Annotated in this window: 16 protein-coding genes; 5 read left to right on the plus strand and 11 right to left on the minus strand. The window is 42.1% G+C overall.

All coding sequences use genetic code 11. The annotated features are described in order from the left end of the window. Positions 1 to 138 precede the first annotated feature (138 nt). Complete coding sequence (locus MZ182_RS08325) at positions 139 to 933, plus strand: TIGR00266 family protein (protein ID WP_011789641.1); 795 nt, start codon at positions 139 to 141, stop codon at positions 931 to 933. Between the two features lie 89 nt (positions 934 to 1,022). Here the strand turns inward: MZ182_RS08325 and MZ182_RS08330 are convergent, their stop codons facing one another. The 3 genes from MZ182_RS08330 to MZ182_RS08340 all read right to left on the minus strand — a co-directional run bounded on the left by MZ182_RS08330 (position 1,023) and on the right by MZ182_RS08340 (position 3,494). Further along, positions 1,023 to 2,297 (minus strand): hypothetical protein, encoded by a 1,275-nt coding sequence (locus MZ182_RS08330; RefSeq protein WP_248065970.1) that lies wholly within the window; start codon positions 2,295 to 2,297, stop codon positions 1,023 to 1,025. Positions 2,298 to 2,608: 311 nt separating this feature from the next. Beyond that, complete coding sequence (locus MZ182_RS08335) at positions 2,609 to 2,947, minus strand: hypothetical protein (protein WP_248065968.1); 339 nt, start codon at positions 2,945 to 2,947, stop codon at positions 2,609 to 2,611. A gap of 85 nt (positions 2,948 to 3,032) precedes the next feature. Then, positions 3,033 to 3,494 carry an EVE domain-containing protein gene (locus tag MZ182_RS08340; RefSeq protein ID WP_248065966.1) on the minus strand — a complete coding sequence of 154 codons (462 nt, stop codon included), beginning with the start codon at positions 3,492 to 3,494 and terminating at the stop codon, positions 3,033 to 3,035. Between the two features lie 286 nt (positions 3,495 to 3,780). On the opposite strand from MZ182_RS08340, the gene MZ182_RS08345 reads away from it, so the two are divergent. Both MZ182_RS08345 and MZ182_RS08350 read left to right on the plus strand, forming a co-directional pair. Continuing rightward, entirely contained in the window at positions 3,781 to 4,161 is a 381-nt protein-coding gene (locus MZ182_RS08345; RefSeq protein ID WP_011789636.1) for a DUF6508 domain-containing protein, read from the plus strand. Between the two features lie 139 nt (positions 4,162 to 4,300). Continuing rightward, positions 4,301 to 6,013, plus strand: a complete 1,713-nt coding sequence (locus tag MZ182_RS08350; RefSeq protein ID WP_248065964.1) for an AMP-binding protein — start codon at positions 4,301 to 4,303, stop codon at positions 6,011 to 6,013. A 101-nt stretch (positions 6,014 to 6,114) separates the two neighbouring features. Here MZ182_RS08350 and MZ182_RS08355 read toward each other — a convergent pair whose 3' ends face one another. The 3 genes from MZ182_RS08355 to nhaB all read right to left on the minus strand — a co-directional run bounded on the left by MZ182_RS08355 (position 6,115) and on the right by nhaB (position 11,104). Continuing rightward, positions 6,115 to 8,724, minus strand: a complete 2,610-nt coding sequence (locus tag MZ182_RS08355) for a PAS domain-containing protein (RefSeq protein ID WP_248066016.1) — start codon at positions 8,722 to 8,724, stop codon at positions 6,115 to 6,117. Positions 8,725 to 8,890: 166 nt separating this feature from the next. Continuing rightward, positions 8,891 to 9,418: a disulfide bond formation protein DsbB gene (dsbB, locus tag MZ182_RS08360; protein ID WP_014610390.1), complete on the minus strand. Its 528-nt coding sequence runs from the start codon at positions 9,416 to 9,418 to the stop codon at positions 8,891 to 8,893. Positions 9,419 to 9,517: 99 nt separating this feature from the next. Beyond that, positions 9,518 to 11,104 (minus strand): sodium/proton antiporter NhaB, encoded by a 1,587-nt coding sequence (gene nhaB, locus MZ182_RS08365; RefSeq protein WP_248065962.1) that lies wholly within the window; start codon positions 11,102 to 11,104, stop codon positions 9,518 to 9,520. Between the two features lie 313 nt (positions 11,105 to 11,417). On the opposite strand from nhaB, the gene fadR reads away from it, so the two are divergent. Continuing rightward, entirely contained in the window at positions 11,418 to 12,134 is a 717-nt protein-coding gene (gene fadR / locus MZ182_RS08370; RefSeq protein ID WP_011919150.1) for a fatty acid metabolism transcriptional regulator FadR, read from the plus strand. Between the two features lie 86 nt (positions 12,135 to 12,220). Here the strand turns inward: fadR and MZ182_RS08375 are convergent, their stop codons facing one another. From MZ182_RS08375 to sodB, 4 genes are all read right to left on the minus strand, one after another. Continuing rightward, the gene (locus MZ182_RS08375) at positions 12,221 to 13,738 is read right to left on the minus strand and encodes a SpoVR family protein (RefSeq protein WP_011919151.1); all 1,518 of its coding nucleotides are present in this window, start codon (positions 13,736 to 13,738) and stop codon (positions 12,221 to 12,223) included. 9 nt (positions 13,739 to 13,747) lie between these two features. Then, positions 13,748 to 15,016, minus strand: coding sequence for a YeaH/YhbH family protein (locus tag MZ182_RS08380; protein WP_014610392.1), 1,269 nt, complete (start codon positions 15,014 to 15,016; stop codon positions 13,748 to 13,750). Between the two features lie 66 nt (positions 15,017 to 15,082). After that, on the minus strand, positions 15,083 to 17,017 hold the full coding sequence (locus MZ182_RS08385; RefSeq protein ID WP_011789628.1) for a PrkA family serine protein kinase: 1,935 nt from the start codon (positions 17,015 to 17,017) through the stop codon (positions 15,083 to 15,085). Between the two features lie 261 nt (positions 17,018 to 17,278). Beyond that, positions 17,279 to 17,863 carry a superoxide dismutase [Fe] gene (gene sodB, locus MZ182_RS08390; RefSeq protein WP_011919154.1) on the minus strand — a complete coding sequence of 195 codons (585 nt, stop codon included), beginning with the start codon at positions 17,861 to 17,863 and terminating at the stop codon, positions 17,279 to 17,281. Positions 17,864 to 18,088: 225 nt separating this feature from the next. Between sodB and MZ182_RS08395 the strand changes: the two genes are divergently transcribed. Further along, on the plus strand, positions 18,089 to 18,421 hold the full coding sequence (locus tag MZ182_RS08395) for a Grx4 family monothiol glutaredoxin (RefSeq protein ID WP_011789626.1): 333 nt from the start codon (positions 18,089 to 18,091) through the stop codon (positions 18,419 to 18,421). A 148-nt stretch (positions 18,422 to 18,569) separates the two neighbouring features. Here MZ182_RS08395 and MZ182_RS08400 read toward each other — a convergent pair whose 3' ends face one another. After that, positions 18,570 to 19,808, minus strand: coding sequence for a uracil-xanthine permease family protein (locus MZ182_RS08400; RefSeq protein ID WP_011919155.1), 1,239 nt, complete (start codon positions 19,806 to 19,808; stop codon positions 18,570 to 18,572). Positions 19,809 to 19,952 lie beyond the last annotated feature (144 nt).

The following is a 19,952-nucleotide window of genomic DNA, read 5'->3' on the forward strand; positions in this document are numbered from 1 at the left end:
TTATGTCATACATTAAGGCTTATTTTCAAAGTGGCTTATTTTCAAAGTGAAATTGGGGGCACGATATCAACAAAGTTGTCCATCGAGTTCAATATAAAGCGTAATAACAAGGAACTGACAGTTAATAAGGGGAACAGTATGTCTAGACGTTGTCACGAAGTGGATTATGAAATAATCGGCCACAGTATGCAGTTGGTTGAAGTAGAACTCGATCCAAATGAAACTGTGATTGCTGAAGCGGGGGCGATGAACTACCTAGAGCAAGATATTCGTTTTGAAGCCAAAATGGGTGATGGATCTGAACCCGAATCCGGCTTTTTTGGCAAGCTGATGGGGGCGGGTAAAAGGGTGCTAACGGGTGAGAGCATTTTTATGACTCACTTTACCAACCAAGGCAACCAAAAGCGCAAAGTCGCTTTTGCCGCTCCTTATCCTGGCACTATCCTTGCGATTGATTTAGCCGAATATGGTGGTGAGCTTATCTGTCAGAAGGACAGTTTTTTAGCGGCGGCTTTAGGCACACGTGTGACAATGAAATTTAATCGCCGTTTAGGCACAGGCTTTTTCGGTGGTGAAGGGTTTATTTTGCAAAGCCTACAAGGTGATGGCATGACCTTTATACACGCAGGTGGCACCTTAGTGAAAAAAGAACTAAAAGGTGAAACCTTAAGGGTTGATACTGGTTGCTTGGTTGGATTTACACCAGGGATTGATTACGATATCGAGCGCGCAGGCTCATTAAAGTCTATGGTCTTTGGCGGTGAAGGCTTATTTTTAGCAACCTTAAAAGGTCACGGAACGGTTTGGCTGCAAAGCTTACCGTTCTCACGTATGGCGGATCGTATTATCGCCCATGCCCCATCGGCAGGAGGAAGTGATCGTGGTGAAGGCTCTGTACTTGGTGGTCTTGGTCGAATGATTGATGGACGTTGAGTGCAATAATTAATATGTTTTGATTTAGGCTCAAGGAGTTAAGTATCAGCTTAAATGAGTCATCTTAATACACATCTAGGATGATTCATTTAGCTGGCGATGCTGTTAACATTATTGAGTCGTTTTATACGTCTTTCCACCCATTTAGCCGCCAGATAAATCATTAAATATCCTGTACCGAGGGCTAAGATTACAGCAACCACATTTTCCGTGTGTAAGCGATAAATATAGAAAGTACCTACTAGCACGATAATCCCCAAAATACGGATCATTAAGCTCTGGGTAAAATAGCCATGGGCTTTGATATAGGCTAGCTGGTAGCCATTGAGCATCATAAATATAAAAAACATGGAGAAATGCATTAATACGGGTGCCGCTTTAATGTATTGCTCGGGGAATAACCACGCGACTAATGGCTCGCTCGCGAATACCATAGTGATGAAAAACACTCCGCTGATCCACAATGACATTTTAGTCAGCCATGATTTAATTTTTTGCACTTCGTCAAAGCGTTTTTCTCGTACACATACTGCGACTTCAGGCAGCACAAAACGGTATATAGGGAAGACGAAAAGTAGGGTGAGATAAGTGATCATCGGCCGAACCACCACTTGGAAATCACCCAGTTCATCTATGCTGAAATAGGCAATAGTCAACAGTACTGTGATGTAAATCATCAAGATACTGGCACCTGCCTCCATGGATGCTGTTAGACTTTTTTTCATAAAGCTGCGTAGTTCTGTATCAAAATGCACTGCACTTAAGGGTGGGGTGGCTATATCCCTGCGCCGTTTTAAGTACATATATAGGGCTACGATGAGTGATGATAAAGTCATACTGTAAAAGAGTGACGCGATTGCAGTTTGTTGTAGACCATAGAAGCACAATAAAAAACTCATCACCTGTGCGAGTGGTTCTAGCCAAGTCACACGATTGGAGATGGCATAGAGTCGGTACATAGCGATTTGGTTGGTAAAATAGACCTTGAACCCCATACTCAGAATAATCCCAACCAATTGAAAATATTCTACATTAAGCTGAAGTTTGTGTTTGATATAAGGTAATACTAGACCCCATGTCAACAACACCATAGCAATAAGGCTATAACGGAAAATATTGGTGATATCCACATCTTGTTTGGTTTGTGAATAGGTCACCACCATAGAAGAGCGAAATCCTGTCATCAGGATTAGCGACAGCGAAATAATATCGATTACCGTGTGATAGAGCGCCAGATCGGTTTTGGCAACCCATTGTGCTAGCCAGAGTTTAAATAGAAAGCCTATTGAAATACTGGCGAGTGATGCCCAAAATCCAGCAATAATGGCCTGTTTAACCCGTTGCAGTGGCGTGGTTTTCATCATCAATATCCAGCTGAAACGACAAAAAGCGTTTCGCAGTAAAGTGTGTAATAGGGGCATTTATTAGCTGAGTAAATGTATTTTGGTCGTATTATCAACGGTATTCAGCAGCCTTTTGCGCCTTGAGAGTGTAGCATTTAGGTGACTTGAGACCTAGAGGTAGATTGTCAATGATTGATAAAAATCAACATGTTATCTTGTTGTGAATGGGGTGTGTTTAGAAAATCATTAGACATTGTCAGTCTGCTGATATTTGCTTGGTTGAAGATTAACACGCCCTGAGCATATAACGAGGGCGTGTATTGCAGTGTGGATTAATAGGTAATGACATTGACTATATCGAGGATGGTACGAGTTTTATCATCTAGCTTAATCAATGCGCCTTCAATTTGGATACTCACAATGCCATCCTTATCTAACGGCACGACAATGCGTCCTCGGTTATAAATGTCCAGTTCGAGAATATCTCCACGGCGGAGTTTTTTCTGCCAACCGGGAGGGAGAGGTTCTCCGCGATCAACTTTTTTCTGTAGCCCTTGTGGTAGCCCTTTACCTTGCTTGTCTTGTTCATACTCATTTTTTGCAAAGGCGTTTATGGACGTGATAAAACTGAGCGCGATTCCACCAATCACCATCAAAGTGAATTTATTCATATTTGCTCCCAAGAGACGTTGAATTGATGCGATGACAATAGGCTATGTTAAATGAACCCTAGCTGAATATGGCTGAGTATAGAGTTCAGCGGGTTAACATTAGCACAGTTTGCCATTGTTCGGCGGTTACTGGCTGAATACTCAGTCTGGAACCTTTAGATACAAGATACATATCTGTTAGTTGCGGCATGTTTTTAATGAGACTTAAAGGGATTATATGGTCAAATTTTTCGACAAAGCGGATGTCGATGCTAAGCCATCTTGGTTTGGAGGGATCTGATTTAGGGTCGAAATATGTCGATTCTGGATCGAAGGCGGTGCTATCTGGATAAGCATGGGTCACGACTTCAGCGATACCGACAATACCAGGTACTTTGCAGCTTGAGTGGTAAAAAAATACCTTGTCGCCAATCTGCATCCCATCGCGCATAAAATTACGTGCCTGATAGTTGCGTATCCCATACCAAGCTTCAGTTTGGTTCGGACAAGCCTTGAGATCATCTATGCTAAACTCATCGGGTTCTGATTTCATAAGCCAGTAGTTCATATTGCTTCCTTCGCTAATTTTATCTGTTAACAGCTTTAATTCTCGGCACTTATCTTAATTTTTGTCTCCAGCCAATAACCATATCCCCTAAATAGGCTTGAAATACACAATGTTGCATTGGGCTTAATTGTTTACTTGATTAAGTTACCGTTCAGATAGCACAACTTACTCTGTAACTAACTTGTTTGTACTTGTTTGTGGTTTGCCGTATGCAATTTTACGTTACGTATTAGGCAAAGTGTCAATCTTATTAGATCTGCGATAACCATAACCGAAGAGGTATGCTATGGACACGTTAACAATGAAGACTGATTGTGGTTTATACACTAAATATCTTAAGGATTTTACTGCGGGTGATGTGATCTTAAGCCATGAACGTATGTTGGAGTTTATCCATGATCTGAAAACTCAGGGCTGGTTATTGGCAAATTTCACTTGGGATTATTGGTATAACAACAGCTACTTGGTTGATAAACCTGCCTACATTCGTGATGCGAGTATTTCACAGTGTAAGCTGCTCTTAACGGCAATGACTCGATTGGAGGTTTTTAGCCCAGGTGTATTAGAAAATATGCGGCGACAAGGGGTTTTACTGGCCATTGTTGAGCGCTTACAAAGCTTAAATACTCCTAAATCGAGTGCTCATTTAGCGTTTATTAGTCGTTAACGTCATGTTTTAATCGACAGTTATCTCATCGCCTGCCTTACTCTTTAGTCTAATAAAGGGCTTTTTTACTTGTGACCTGATCCGTGGATTGGTTAGTTTTAAGCTTGCTAACCATAACAATAAATGCACGGAGGCCTAAATGTCTGTTTCAACACGTCAAGCAATAACCCCATTACAATATAGTGAGTTTCGTGGTGGTTCCTCACCGAAACTCATTGAAAAAACCATAGGCCAATATCTTGATGATATAGTGGCAACTTATCCAGACCAACTCGCCATTGTTGTACAACATCAGAATATCCGCTGGAATTACCGCCAATATCTTGCCAAAATCGATGCGCTCGCCACAGGACTATTAACACTCGGAATTAAGCCCGGTGATAGGGTAGGGATTTGGTCGCCAAACAATATCGAGTGGTGTTTAACACAATTTGCAACCGCTAAAATTGGCGCCATCATGGTGTGTATTAATCCTGCCTATCGTCCTGAAGAGTTGCAATACGCGCTGAGTAACGTGGGTTGCCGCGCTGTAATTTGTGCTGATAAGTTTAAATCCAGTAATTATCTTGAGATGCTATATGAATTAGCGCCTGAGCTAACCTCTTGTCCTGCGGGTAAATTACAGGCTAAAGCTGTACCTGAACTTGAATTTGTGATCCGTATGGGCAAAGAGAAGTCTACCGGGATGTTGAACTTTGATGACTTACTTATCGATATTACTGACGATGATAAGGTGATGCTCGAGAGTATTGCTAAGGAATTAAGCCCGTACGATGCGATTAATATCCAGTTTACCTCTGGCACTACGGGTAGTCCGAAAGGTGCGACCCTATCTCATCATAACATATTGAATAATGGCTATTTAGTGGCCGAGGCAATGAAGTTTACCTGCCACGATAAACTCTGTATTCCAGTTCCCTTGTACCATTGTTTTGGCATGGTACTCGGTAGTTTAGTCTGCTTAGCCAAAGGCGCAGCTGCAGTGTTCCCCGGAGAATCCTTTGATCCACTGACGACATTGCAAGTGATTGAGCAAGAGCGTTGCACCGCATTACATGGTGTACCAACTATGTTTATTGCTGAGCTTGAACATCCAGAGTTTACGCGTTTTGATTTGAGTTCATTACGTACCGGCGTGATGGCAGGGGCAACTTGTCCAGAAGAAGTGATGCGCCGAGTACAAAATCTGATGTATATGAAAGAAGTACTGATTGGTTATGGGCAGACGGAGTGTAGTCCGCTCAATCATATTACCGAAATTGATTCTCCAATAGAGAAACGGGTGCTCACCGTTGGCCGTGCTTTACCCCATACCGAAGTCAAAATCATCGATGAATTTGGCGAAGTGCTGCCAATTAATCAACCCGGTGAAGTCTGTAGTCGTGGTTATTGCATTATGCAGTGTTATTGGAATGACCCAGAAAAAACGGCTGCGACTATAGACAGCGCCGGCTGGCTACATTCGGGCGATATTGGCCAAATGGATGAGCAAGGTTATGTGCAAATTGTGGGGCGCATTAAAGATATGATCATCCGCGGTGGCGAGAATATTTATCCCCGTGAGATTGAAGAGAAACTCTACACCCATAAAGATGTGCAGGATGCGGCGGTATTCGGGGTGCAAAGCGATAAATATGGCGAGGAAGTGTGTGCCTGGATCAAAGTGCGTTCAGGATCGATCATTACAGAGGCTGATATTCGTCATTTTTTGACCGAGAAGTTCGCCTATTTTAAGGTGCCGCGTTACATCAAGTTTGTGGAACAGTATCCCATGACGGTGACGGGTAAAATCCAAAAATTTAAAATGCGTGAGTTGATGTATCAAGAGTTATACCAAGATATCAATCAGTAATGGGCAATGTAGATTTGACCATTTTTTTATATCTATAGGTCACGTCTACCATTCATTCCATTCGATCAAGCCGCATATGCGGCTTGAATATTGGTTTAGTCCTAACATGGCCAACGGCAGAGAATTTTAGTCCCTTTATTAAGCTCACTTTGTATGGTGAGTTGTCCTTTTAGGTCATTTTTCATCCATAAATTTAAGCAAGTGAGTGTCCCTAGGCAGAGATTTTGTGCCATATTTTGCTGTAACTGTGAAAGTTGTTGGTCTGTCATACCAATTCCATTATCAGTGAGTTCCACTTGGAGTTCATTAGCATTTCTTTGAAGATGAATGGTGATTTCCCGTATTTGATGATGGTTTTTAAAGGCATGATTGAGTGTGTTGTTGAGTAGCCGATAGAAGAGTTGCAGATATTGCCATGAGTTGCCATCGATAATCAGGTTTTCATCACATGTTAAGCATACAGTGACATTAGCGCGAATGAACTGTACTTGTAATAAATCCAGTAATTGGCGCATAAACAGCGCTAAATGTAATGGCCTGACATCATTTTGATGCGCGTTAAAAAGTTGTGCTATGTGCCTAAGCCTTTTTGCTTGGACTGTCATCATGTCAGTAATGGCAATTTGAGATTCATCACCCCCATTGGCTTGTGTCTGACAGATTTGTGCAAGTAAGCGATCTTGTTCTTGCATTATTTGCGTGATGACTTCAGCAAGGAAATTTTGCATTAGCTTTTGGCTTTGTGCTTTGCTTAGGTTGATTTGGAATTGCATCTCGAACGCTTTGTTAAACTCAGCAAGCTGTTGTTTCAGAGCATTATTCTCATCGTTGACTATCTGCATTTTACTCTGTTGCTTTTGTAGGTGAGCAGCTTGGTTCTGGAATCGTTTTTCTTGCTCTTGTTCTTGGCGTTTTTTGAGATCCATATTGAAACCGATAGCACCAACGGCAATAGAATTATCTTCATCATCCCTGATATCAAATTTTGTCATTTGATAGACCTGATATCCGTGAGGCGTCGGAATTGATTCTTCAAAATGAATGGCATCTTGGTTTTGGGTGACTCGCTGATCATTTTTTTGAAATGTCTGTGCTAATTGACTTTGAAACAATTCAAAGTCAGACACACCGATAATTCGTCTGCGTTCAATCCCAAGTACTTCGCAATATTTATCGTTAACTAACGTGTATTTACCACTTAAATCTTTAATATAAATGAGGTGTTTAGAAAATTTAAGTAGGGATCTTAATTGTTCTTTATGGTGATTTAATTCTTGTTGGAATAGTTGCTGAGTTTTCAATTGCTGTTCTAGGGCGAGATTGCTTGCATCAAGGCTTGCCATGGCGACATCGAGTTGCTGAGTGCGTGAGAGTAATGTTTTTGCCAGTAAGCCTATTTCATCGTGACGTTGTTTAGCCTTAAATTCGATGGCAGTAGGATCGTCACGTTTTAATGCTTCAACCATTTTCATGATTGGGGTAATGATTAACCTATGTTGCAATATAAACAAGATAATTAACCCAATGAGTTGAATTAAAACTAAATATATTCCTATTTTTTCAACTAAATGTTTGGCTGTATCCTGCAGCGGAGCAATGGGTGTCACGACCAATATCTTCCAGTAGGTATTGGGCATTAAAAAGATAGATGCTAATGCTGGGGTGTTGAGTATTGGATCTGTCGCTAAGGGAACCGATGCAAGCAGTTGAGGGGTTGTGAAATGATTGCGAGCATTATTATTAACAATTGCGGTGAGCATTTTGCGTTCATTGTCTGCTGTTAAACGGGTGAGATTATCCATTTGTTCTTGGGTAAACACACGTTCAGCAATAGCTTTAGTCACAAAGGCACTGTCAGCCGTATTTAGGGCTAATGCAAGTGGATCAAAGTTTGGGTGCTGTTTTGTCAGATCATTAAATGTCAGCAACGAGTTTGCTGCTTGGTCCAAGATCGCGGCATGATTTTTCCCACGCGGATAAGCTAATACCTGATTGTGATAATCAAGCACTATCACATAACCACTGATATCCGTCATTGCATTACGCAGTAGCGTATTGAGTTTTTCTAAACTGATATCGGCCGTTGCTGCGCCTATAAATTGATGGTCCATCCAGACAGCACCCGAGGCTGTAATCATTGGTTCCTGTGTGCTTGGGTCGATATAAGATTTAGACCAAAAGGTTTTTCCTGAGGGAAAATAACGTGTGGGGCGATACCATGCTTCTGTGTGGTAACTTGGGAACGCGTCATCATTATAGGTATCTATCTTAATGAGCTCATCGTGAATATTACGCGACCAAAAGAGACTATTGCGAAACTTTTGTTGATTAAAGGCACTCGGTTCGGGCCAAATACCGCCGCCGGATATCACATCCTTTTGATTTTCAAGCGCAAGCAAAGTGGGGATAGTCTTACTGAGTTGCTCATGGTCATAGCGATATAACTTAGCGATACTGGCAATTGCATTGACAAGATTTTCGACTTGAGAGGTCATTTCCTGCAATTTTGCAATAACAATCTGTCCATGATTCTGATTTAGTACTGCCTGCTGTTCTGTTATTTGCTGATTTTGAATGCGTAACATGACCCAAGCTGTGCTAAAAATCAAAATACTCGCGATGATAAGTTGGACAAGACTAAATTTAAACGGCAAGCTATTTTGCCATTGGGTCAATGGGGTCTGTGGCTCAGATATTGACTTTTTTTCCATCATCACAGAGTTCCGAATACCACTTTTCATTGAGCCAGTTTAGCGTCTTTTTAGTCTTTTGCTATTGGTCTATATCAAAATCAGTGGGATAAAGAAGGTAATAATGGTTGATTTAAGAAGAAAATTTTATTGGAAGGCAGGCAAATTTGCCTGCCAACGGAAACCGTTATTTATAAAGAGAAGGTTTAGTGGAGCCACTTAGAATTGGCACGATAAACAGTAACCAAATCACGAGGAAAGTGCTAAAGACGACAACCATCCATTCTGCCATGGTGACATCCATAAAACGCCATGGTAAATCGGTACACATGCCTGTTGGTAACATTACCGCAGGAAACCATTCGTGTAATGGCATCCAAGTTGGAAATTCGGGTAAAAATGAGCAAGTAGCAAAAGGGGAAGGGTTATTTTGCATATTCACTAGCGCTAAAGCTAATTTTAATCCCCAAGTGGCACTCACGGCCCAACAGCTCGCTCCTAATATTCGTATCAGACGATACTTAGGGGCTGTCATTCCTATCAAACCTGCGACCAAAATGCCAAATACAGCTAATCTTTGATAGATACACATGACACAGGGATCGAGTTTCATCACATACTGAAAATACAGTGCAGCGGCTTCTAAGCCAATAGCGGTGCCAGTGAGAAGGAACCAAGAACTGCGAGAATGGGCAAAGCGAGTAAGTGCTGTCAAATGTGAGCTCCATATCAACGAAAAACGCCCCTCAATCATTGGGGCGTTTTTTTTCGACTCTACTGATTTAATAAAGTTCAGTCAATGCTTAGACCTGAGTTAGTGACTTGTCAGGGGGGCGATAACGTCTTTAGCACTGTGATGAAAAATCATATGCGAGTCATAGAAGTATTGCGTTGCTTGCTCTAAGAAGCCTGTCTCAATAGCTAATACACCTACAACTGACAGTACGATTGTATAGGGTAGAGCCATCCACACCATTCTGCCATAAGACAACCGAATCAGTGGCGCTAATGCTGAGGTGAGTAAGAACAAGAACGCGGCTTGTCCATTGGGTGTCGCTACAGAAGGTAGGTTAGTACCAGTGTTAATTGCAACAGCGAGCAGATCGAATTGATCACGGGTAATTTGACCATCAATCAAGGCTGCTTTGACTTCATTGATATAAACCGTACCCACAAACACGTTATCGCTCACCATTGAAAGTAAACCGTTAGCAATATAGAAAATAACTAATTGGGTATTTCCTTCATAACTCAATGCCCATTGGATGACTGGCGCAAATAAATGTTGATCAATAATGACGGCAACAACAGCAAAAAATACTGCCAATAGTGCAGTGAATGGAAGTGCTTCTTCAAAGGCTTTACCCAGAGCATGCTCATCGGTGATACCGTTGAAAGCTGTGGTTAAAATAATCACCGATAAACCCACTAAACCAACAGAAGCTAAATGCAACGCTAAGCCTGCAATTAACCACACACCTACTAATACTTGAATGACAAGCTTCATCTTATCTTTATTGGTACGGTGTGCATCTTCATGGGCAGCATAATCACAAAGAATTTTATGAACTGCATCAGGGAGTTTGGCACCATAACCAAAAATACGGAATTTCTCCACGAGTAGGCAAGTCAGAATACCTGCGATCAGTACTGGTACTGTCACAGGAGACATGCGAACAACGAATTCACCAAACTGCCAGTTAGCTTGGGCGGCGATAATTAAGTTTTGTGGTTCACCAACCATAGTACACACGCCACCTAAGGCGGTACCAACACCTGCATGCATTAATAAATTACGTAGAAATCCTCGGAATGACTCGAGCTCACTGTTATTTAATTGATTATTACTTTCTGAGGTATGGTCATGTACAGCAGAGAAATCTTTACCGGATGCCACCTTGTGGTAAATCGCGTAAAAACCCACTGCAACGGCAATGATAACCGCAATAACGGTTAAGGCATCTAAAAACGCAGATAGAAATGCAGAGGTTAGACAGAACATTAATGAGACTAAAATTTTGGAGCGTACTTTGGTAATAATCTTGGTAAAAGCAAACAACAGCAATTGCTTCATGAAATAAATACCAGCAACCATAAAGACCAGTAGTAATAACACTTCAAGGTTTGCTTCTATTTCATGCAGCACTTGGTTTGCAGAAGTCATACCGATAGCCACAGCCTCAATGGCCAGTAAACCACCGGGTTGTAATGGATAGCATTTTAATGCCATGGCCAAGGTAAAAATAAACTCAAGTACTAATACCCAACCAGCCACAAAAGGACTGACATAGAAAAAGAGTATTGGATTAATGATTAAAAAAGACAGTATCGCGATTTTGTACCACTTAGGAGAATTCCCTAGGAAGTTTCCAATAAACGCCTGACTCATTGTCAACGGCATAGCATCCTCTCTTCTAATTATGTTGAAAAAGGTTGAAAAATTGGCACGTGTGATTTGTGTTTACTCGTGTTTGGGAAAACAGTCTAGCTGAAAGAGAATGCTAATGTAATGTCATACCGGAACCAAGATTTAAAAAAGCGGAGCTAATCTGCAAATTTATCGCAATAGGTGTTGATTGCGGTCTATTTTTTGAGCACTTATGTGATATTTATACCGTCCAAAAGCGTCGGGACTCAGTCAATGGTTTTCATTTTTTGCCGCTCTGGTATGATCAGTGCCCATTACGATGCACAACAACTGGATAAGTGGGCTGATGATTATCAATGCCAAGGGACCTGCAAGTTTTGCAGAGAAATATATAGTGAGATCTATTTGGGAAAATAAATTTCCACCAGGGTCCATTTTACCGGCTGAACGTGAGCTTTCCGAGTTGATCGGTGTCACTCGCACCACTCTACGTGAAGTGCTTCAACGCTTAGCCCGTGATGGCTGGTTGAAAATTCAACATGGCAAACCAACACGGGTCAATAATTTTTGGGAAACGTCGGGGCTTAATATTCTTGAGACGATTGCCGATCTTAATCCTGAAGGTTTTCCCGTATTAGTTGACCAACTGCTATCTGCAAGAACGAATGTCAGCGCGATCTATTTCCGTGGTGCTTTGCGTTATAATCCAGAAACAGCGGTCGACGTATTAGCTAAAATTCACCAACTAGAAAATACCGCAGAATCTTTTGCTGAGTATGACTATTTATTGCATCACACGTTAGCGTTTTCATCAGGAAATCCTCTTTACGTTTTGATTTTAAATGGCTTTAAAGGATTATATAGCCGAGTTGGTCGTTATTACTTTAGCAGCGCTGAAGCGCGATTATTGGCATTAAACTTCTATAAAGAGTTAGAAGTGCTCGCGAAAGCAAAAAATTATACGGATGTCCCAGCACTAATGCGTACCTACGGTATAAATAGTGGCAAAATGTGGTTACAGCTTCGGGATGATATGCCAGCGTCCATTGCCCAAGACAATTAACGATCAAGATAGGCGAGAGCGCTATTTTGTAACACAAAGTTAAAAGCCGTCTTTATTTGAAGACGGCTTTATTATTTGCGGCATGATTAGGATGTCGTATTGTTTGGACAAGTTGCTAACACATTAATGCTGGCATCGGCACTTTGTTGCTCAAGGGTAACATTAAATCCCCAGAGTCGATGTAGGTGCTTCAACACTTCGTGATAGCTATTGGCAAGCGGAATGTCGTTGCTTGGAACATATCTTAGGGTTAATGATCTATCGCCATTTATTTCAACATGGTGTACTTGGATATTAGGTTCTATGTTTGACAAGTTATATTGCTGTGAAAGTAATTGACGAATATCACGGTAACCTTGTTCATCGTGAATTGCTGATACAGAAAGATAACTGCGTTTTTCATCATCATGAATGCCAAATAATTTAAATTGGCGAATGACTTTTGGGGAAAGATATTGGCTAATAAAACTCTCATCCTTAAAATGTTGCATGGCAAAATGTAACGTCTCAAGCCAATTACTGCCCGCGATATCAGGAAACCATACTTTATCTTCATCGGTTGGTGCTTCACAAATTCGCCTGATATCGGTGAACATGGCAAAACCTAGGGCATAGGGGTTAATACCGCTGTAATAGCGGCTGTTATACTCAGGCTGCGCAACAACGCCTGTATGGCTTTGTAAAAACTCCATCATAAAACGGTCGGTCACGACACCATCATCGTATAAGTGATTTAAAATCGTGTAGTGCCAGAAGGTGGCCCAGCCTTCATTCATTACTTGAGTTTGTTTTTGTGGATAAAAATATTGCGCCATTTTACGAACGATGCGAATGATTTCCCTTTGCCATGGCTCAAGTAGAGGGGCATTTTTTTCGATAAAATAGAGAATGTTTTCCTGCGGTTCGGAGGGGAAGTGTCGTTTTTTGGTTTGGGATAAATCCTGTTGCTGAGTTGGGATAGTACGCCATAAATCATTCACTTGGCTTTGAAGGTACGCCTCACGCTCTTTTTGTCTTGCTTGTTCCTCTCGAAAAGAGATTTCCGATGGACGTTTATAACGGTCTACACCGTAATTCATTAAGGCGTGGCAGGAGTCAATAATGCTTTCAACTTGTTCGGCTCCATGTTTTTGCTCGCAGTCGCTAATATAGTTTTTGGCAAAAACCAAATAATCGATAATTGAGCTGGCATCTGTCCAAGTTTTAAATAAATAATTATTTTTAAAGAAGCTGTTATGTCCGAAACACGCGTGAGCCATCACTAATGCTTGCATCGTAATGGTATTTTCTTCCATTAAATAGGCAATACAAGGGTTAGAGTTAATCACAATTTCATAGGCTAGCCCCATTTGCCCGCGTTTGTACCCTTGTTCTGTCTCAATAAAGCGTTTGCCAAATGACCAATGGGTATAACCAATCGGCATACCTATTCCTGCGTAGGCATCCATCATTTGTTCGGCGGTGATGACTTCAATTTGATTTGGATAGGTGTTTAGCTTGTAAATTGCCGCCACCCTTTCGATTTCTTTGAGATAATCCTGTAGCAGCTCAAAGCTCCAATCTGGACCATCGCTCAATCGTGTTCTTGATGTCGTTTTCCCCATACTGCCCCCTTAAACCGCCTGTTTCTTAAATAATTCTCTAAATACAGGGTAAATATCTTCGGCTTGACGTATATGCTGCACTGCTATGTTGTCGTAGTGTTGTTCTAGGGATTCATATTCTCGCCACAGTGTTTGATGGGCGCGATTGGTGATTTCGATATAACTAAAGTAGCGTACTAACGGCAGAATTTTTTGCTCTAATAACTGCCGACAGGTGGGAGAATCATCTGCCCAGTTATCGCCGTCTGAGGCTTGGGCCGCATAGATATTCCATTCATCGGCGGGATAACGTGCCTGCTGTATTTCATGCATCAGTTTTAAAGCACTTGAAACAATCGTTCCGCCTGTTTCTTGGGAGTAGAAGAATTCGTGTTCATCGACTTCTTTGGCTTGAGTATGGTGACGAATGTAAACCACTTCTAAGTTTTTATAGGTGCGAGTAAGGAACAGATATAACAAGATATAGAAGCGTTTTGCCATATCTTTAGTTGCCTGATCCATAGAACCAGACACATCCATCAAACAGAACATGACGGCTTGGCTTGATGGAATTTCTCGTTTACTAAAGTTGTTAAAACGTAAGTCGAAGGTATCGATAAATGGGACTTTCGCAATTTTTTGTTTAAGTACCTCTATTTGAGCCTTTAAATCGAGGAGCCGCTCTGCCTGAGTTCCTGGGATATTCTCAAGTTCTGCCAACTCTTGTTCTAATTCCGCTAATTGCTTCTTTTTACTGGCCGACATTGCAATACGGCGTGCCAGTGATGAACGTAGGGAGCGGACAATATTAATATTGGCGGGGACGCCATCGTTGGTAAATCCGGCGCGATAAACCTGATATTCCACCAATTTATTAAGGCGGTTTTTTTGTAGGTTAGGCAGTTCTAGATCTTCGAAAAGCAATTCTAAGTATTCATCTTTAGATATTTCAAATACAAAGTCATCGTTGCCCTCACCAGAATCGGAAGCATCACCTTTCCCTGAGCCGCCACCTGCACCACCGGGTGGTCGGTCAATTTTATCGCCACGGGTAAATTGGTCATTACCAGGATGGACTCTGTCCCTGACACCGCCTTTGCCTTGGTGAAACATAGGTTCGCTAATATCCCGCGTTGGGATACTGATTTTTTCGCCTTTATCTACATCCGTTACACTGCGACGCGTGACGGCATCACTGACGGCTTTTTTAATTTGCTGCTTATATCTATTGATGAAGCGTTGGCGGTTGACTGTGCTTTTTCCTTTCGCATTCAACCGTCTATCGATAAAGTTCGCCATACGCACCTCCCAAAACCCAGCGAAGGCTTTGGCAACACCAAAGCCCTTTACTTAGTTAGCGCAAGTTTAAGAAGATTTACGTACCCGTAAATACCACTCAGACAAGAGTCGGACTTGTTTCTTGGTATAGCCTTTCTCCATCATACGATTGACAAAATCATCGTGTTTACGTTGATCGTCGTTCGAGGTTTTGGCATTAAAGGAAATTACGGGGAGTAAATCTTCTGTGTTGGAGAACATTTTCTTCTCGATCACAGTGCGAAGTTTCTCGTAGCTGGTCCAGAGGGGATTGTTGCCCTCATGGTTGGCACGGGCACGCAGGACAAAGTTGACGATTTCATTACGGAAATCCTTAGGATTACTGATCCCCGCGGGTTTCTCGATTTTTTCAAGCTCTGCATTAAGGGCGGCGCGGTCGAACAGTTGGCCTGTTTCTGGATCGCGGTATTCCTGATCTTGGATCCAAAAGTCGGCATAGGTGACATAGCGGTCGAAGATATTTTGACCGTACTCAGAATAAGACTCTAAATAAGCGGTTTGGATTTCTTTACCAATAAATTCGACATATTTAGGGATTAGGTAGCCTTTTAGAAACTCGAGATAACGCTCAGCCGTGTCATTTGGGAACTGTTCTTGTTCTATTTGGCGCTCGAGTACATAGAACAAATGTACCGGATTGGCGGCGATTTCCGAGTGGTCAAAGTTAAATACCCGCGACAGGATTTTAAAAGCAAATCGTGTTGATAAACCATTCATCCCCTCATCAACACCTGCATAATCGCGGTATTCTTGGTACGACTTAGCCTTAGGATCGGTATCTTTCAGACTTTCGCCATTATAAACCCGCATTTTAGAGTAGATGGATGAGTTTTCTGGCGCTTTAATGCGTGATAACACACTAAATTGCGCGAGTGTTTCAAGCGTACCTGGAGCGCAGGGCGCTTTTGATAACTCAGAGTGGAGCAGTAATTTTTGATAGATTTGTAGTTCTTCTGAAACCCGTAAGCAATAAGGTACTTTGACGATATACACTCGGTCGAGGAAGGCCTCATTATTCTTATTGTTTTTAAAGGTTGACCATTCTGACTCATTAGAGTGCGCCAGAATAATGCCACTATAGGGCAGGGCCGATAAGCCTTCTGTACCGTTATAGTTACCTTCTTGGGTTGCGGTCAGCAGAGGGTGTAGCACTTTAATGGGCGCCTTAAACATCTCGACAAATTCCATCATCCCTTGGTTCGCACGGCACAATGCACCTGAATAAGCATAGGCATCGGCGTCATCTTGGGAGAAATGTTCAAGTTGACGAATATCGACTTTACCCACTAAAGATGAAATATCTTGGTTGTTTTCATCCCCGGGTTCCGTTTTAGCGATAGCGATTTGGTCTAAAATTGATGGATAGACTTTTACCACACGGAATTTAGAAATATCGCCACCAAATTCGTGCAGCCGCTTGACAGCCCAAGGTGACATGATGGTTTTTAAATAACGGGTGGGAATATTAAATTCATCCTTCAATAACTGTCCATCTTCATCGGGATCGAACAGGCAGAAGGGATGATCATTTACAGGACTACGCACCCCATTGGCACTTAATATATAAATGGGCACTTTTTGCATTAAGGATTTGAGCTTTTCTGCAAGTGATGATTTACCACCACCCACAGGGCCGAGTAGATATAAAATTTGTTTGGATTCTTCTAAGCCTTGGGCTGAGTGCTTAAGATAAGCCACGATCTGCTCAATGGCATCTTCCATGCCGAAGAAATCTTTAAAAGCGGGATAACGTGAAATTAGACGATTAGAAAAAATGCGGCTAAGTGTTGGATTTTTAGCTGTATCAATAACTTCAGCTTCACCAATGGCGAGCAGTAGCCGCTCTGATGCTGACATGTAAGCGCTGCGATCTTCCTTACAGATCTCAAGAAACTCCTGCAAAGTGTATTCTTCATCGAGTTTTTGTTCATAGCGCTTTTGGTAATGCTCGAAAATGCCCATATAAACCCCCTGAAACGCCAGTGATGTTATGGAACGGAGAACAGACTAACTAATCTCCTACACTAATCTTAGACACAAATTCACTATCAATGTCAAAAAATATCAAATAAAACAATAACAAATAGTTGCAAACGCAATTGTTGCACTTGTAGCGGTGAGGGGGATATGACTTATTAGGTGTAGGGATGGCGGTAATAAAGGCATAAAAAAGAGCCTCAAAAGGCTCTTTTTACTGGAATTCGCTGACAGGGGTTAAATCAATTAACCCGCGTAGTTTTGGTTCACGAAGTCCCAGTTCACTAATTGCCAGAAGTGGGCTAAATAGTCTGGACGCACGTTACGATAATCGATGTAGTAGGCGTGTTCCCATACGTCAACGGTCAGAATTGGCGTGACTGTGCTGTCAGTCAGTGGTGTTGCGGCGTTGCTCGTGTTAACGATAGCCACAGTACCATCGGCTTTTTTCACTAACCAAGTCCAAGCGCTACCGAAGTTATTCACAGCAGAATCGGTAAATTGGGCTTTAAATGCTTCAAATGAACCGAAGGCTGCATTGATGGCATCTGCCACAGGACCTGTTGGCTCGCCGCCAGCGTTAGGTGCTAAACAGTTCCAGTAGAAAGTGTGGTTCCACACTTGAGCTGCGTTGTTAAATACACCACCAGTAGAAGTTTTGATGATTTCTTCTAAAGATTTGTCTGCGAAATCAGTTCCTTCGATTAAGCCGTTTAGCTTAACAACATAAGTGTTGTGATGCTTGCCGTAGTGGTATTCAATGGTTTCTTGAGAAATGTGTGGTTCTAGTGCGTTCTTTGCATATGGTAATGCGGGTAATTCGAAAGCCATTAGTATCTCTCCATGGTCTTAGGTTATCGTTTCTTAAACGTGCTCACTAGGCACTATTGTACCGATAAAATTTGTGATGTGAATCATTGTTTCGCTAATTGATTAGATAGGCATCATCGAAAAATCAAATGTCGACATAACCTTACAAACTGTGGGATTTTGTTCTGAACTTAGCTGTCGTACAATAGCGCCATTGAGTCAATGTCATCGTACTTAGGAATTAAAATGGAAACAGTAGAGAAAATTAAGCAGCAGATCGCCGAAAACCCTATCATTGTTTATATGAAAGGTTCACCTAAGTTACCGAGCTGTGGTTTTTCATCTCAGGTAGCACAGATTATGATTAACTGTGGCGAGCAGTTTGCATTCGTGGATATTCTTCAGCACCCTGATATTCGTGCAGAGTTACCTAAGTATGCAAACTGGCCGACGTTTCCACAACTGTGGATTGAAGGCGAGTTGATTGGTGGCTGTGATATCGTGGTGGACATGTTCCAAAAGGGCGAACTACAACCATTAATAAAAGCAACTGCTGAAAAGTACAAAACGGCAGAATAAGCGTTAACACGTATTTAAAAGCCGCTGTGGATGAGATCCACAGCGGCTTTTTTATTTCTTAAATTCAGTCACATCAAGGATGAGTCTATGGCTACAGCGACTCTAGCTATTTGGGAGTCACATAGACAACTTATAGATTTAGCGGTATCTAATGTGATGCTACATCCGGTTTCGGGTGCTTCGTTACGGGTAAGAGTAAGTTCATTGTGATGGCCACAATGCCACACAAACTGATGCCAGTTAGACTGAATGAGCCAATACCAAATGCCATCCCTCCAATACCAAATACGAGTGTTACGCCAACAATACTCAAATTGCGCGCCTCTGATAAATCCACATGATTGCGGATCAAGGTATTGAGACCCACCGCAGCGATAGACCCAAAGAGTAAACACATAATGCCGCCCATAACAGGAACCGGAATAGTCTGCATGAGAGCACCTAACTTACCAACGAAAGCTAAGGTAATCGCAGTAATCGCGGTCCAAGTCATGATTTTAGGATCAAAGTTACGGGTTAATGTGACTGCGCCTGTGACTTCTGAATAGGTAGTATTAGGTGGGCCACCAAAGGCTGCAGCAGCGATAGTTGCTACGCCATCGCCAGTCAGTGTGCGATGAAGGCCTGGTTTTTTCATAAAATCTTTACCAGTGACATTTGAAATGGCCAAAATATCACCAATATGTTCAACCGCAGGTGCAATGGCTACGGGGATCATAAAGGCGATGGCATGCCAGTTAAATTCTGGCGCGACAAATTTAGGAATGGCAATCCAACTTGCAGCGGTCACTACGGCAAAATCAACAATACCAAAGGCAAGACTTAAGCCGTAACCTACGACAATACCAGCTAAAATCGGCATCACCTTCAGTAATCCTTTCGCAAAAATTGCCACTGCGATAGTAGTACAAAGCGATGCAAGCGAAATAAATAACGCAGTATTGGTGGCAACTAACGTCAAGCTACCATCGCCACTCTTACCTAATGCCATATTAACGGCAACGGGGGCTAATCCAAGACCGATAATAATGATTACAGGACCAACCACCACTGGCGGTAATAGCTTATGGATAAAGTCGGTACCACGTACTTTGACAAGTGCACCGAGCAGTACATAAACGACACCTGCTGCCATGATCCCACCCATGGTGGATGGTATCCCCCAAGTTTGCACACCATAAAGAATGGGGGCAATAAAAGCGAAGGAGGAAGCAAGGAAGATAGGCACTTGACGTTTAGTAATCAATTGGAACAGTAGCGTACCGATACCGGCAGTGAATAGGGCGACACTGGTGTCGAGCCCAGTCAGTAGTGGCATCAATACTAAGGCACCAAAAGCTACAAATAGCATTTGTGCACCCTGTAGGGGGATGGTGAGTCGTCTCATTTATTATTCTCGTTAATTTAGGGTAAACCGCCAGATGATATCAGTTTGTTGAAATTCAGACAGAATAAAATGTTCACTTTTATGGGGGTGGATCACTGTTTAGCATTTCCCAGCCAATGGTTAAGGCTAAATTTTGCCAAGACT

The sequence above is a fragment of the Shewanella sp. JNE2 genome, assembly GCF_023159115.1.
Lineage (GTDB): Bacteria > Pseudomonadota > Gammaproteobacteria > Enterobacterales > Shewanellaceae > Shewanella > Shewanella putrefaciens.

Coding starts and splice junctions, on each gene's coding strand:
- MZ182_RS08330 (WP_248065970.1), bottom strand. CDS start 2,297: ATGATGAAAACCACGCCACTGCAACGGGTTAAACAGGCCATTATTGCT.
- MZ182_RS08325 (WP_011789641.1), top strand. CDS start 139: ATGTCTAGACGTTGTCACGAAGTGGATTATGAAATAATCGGCCACAGT.
- nhaB (WP_248065962.1), bottom strand. CDS start 11,104: ATGCCGTTGACAATGAGTCAGGCGTTTATTGGAAACTTCCTAGGGAAT.
- MZ182_RS08350 (WP_248065964.1), top strand. CDS start 4,301: ATGTCTGTTTCAACACGTCAAGCAATAACCCCATTACAATATAGTGAG.
- MZ182_RS08395 (WP_011789626.1), top strand. CDS start 18,089: ATGGAAACAGTAGAGAAAATTAAGCAGCAGATCGCCGAAAACCCTATC.
- MZ182_RS08400 (WP_011919155.1), bottom strand. CDS start 19,808: ATGAGACGACTCACCATCCCCCTACAGGGTGCACAAATGCTATTTGTA.
- MZ182_RS08345 (WP_011789636.1), top strand. CDS start 3,781: ATGGACACGTTAACAATGAAGACTGATTGTGGTTTATACACTAAATAT.
- MZ182_RS08385 (WP_011789628.1), bottom strand. CDS start 17,017: ATGGGCATTTTCGAGCATTACCAAAAGCGCTATGAACAAAAACTCGAT.
- MZ182_RS08340 (WP_248065966.1), bottom strand. CDS start 3,494: ATGAACTACTGGCTTATGAAATCAGAACCCGATGAGTTTAGCATAGAT.
- sodB (WP_011919154.1), bottom strand. CDS start 17,863: ATGGCTTTCGAATTACCCGCATTACCATATGCAAAGAACGCACTAGAA.
- fadR (WP_011919150.1), top strand. CDS start 11,418: ATGATTATCAATGCCAAGGGACCTGCAAGTTTTGCAGAGAAATATATA.
- MZ182_RS08355 (WP_248066016.1), bottom strand. CDS start 8,724: ATGGAAAAAAAGTCAATATCTGAGCCACAGACCCCATTGACCCAATGG.
- MZ182_RS08375 (WP_011919151.1), bottom strand. CDS start 13,738: ATGGGGAAAACGACATCAAGAACACGATTGAGCGATGGTCCAGATTGG.
- MZ182_RS08335 (WP_248065968.1), bottom strand. CDS start 2,947: ATGAATAAATTCACTTTGATGGTGATTGGTGGAATCGCGCTCAGTTTT.
- MZ182_RS08380 (WP_014610392.1), bottom strand. CDS start 15,016: ATGGCGAACTTTATCGATAGACGGTTGAATGCGAAAGGAAAAAGCACA.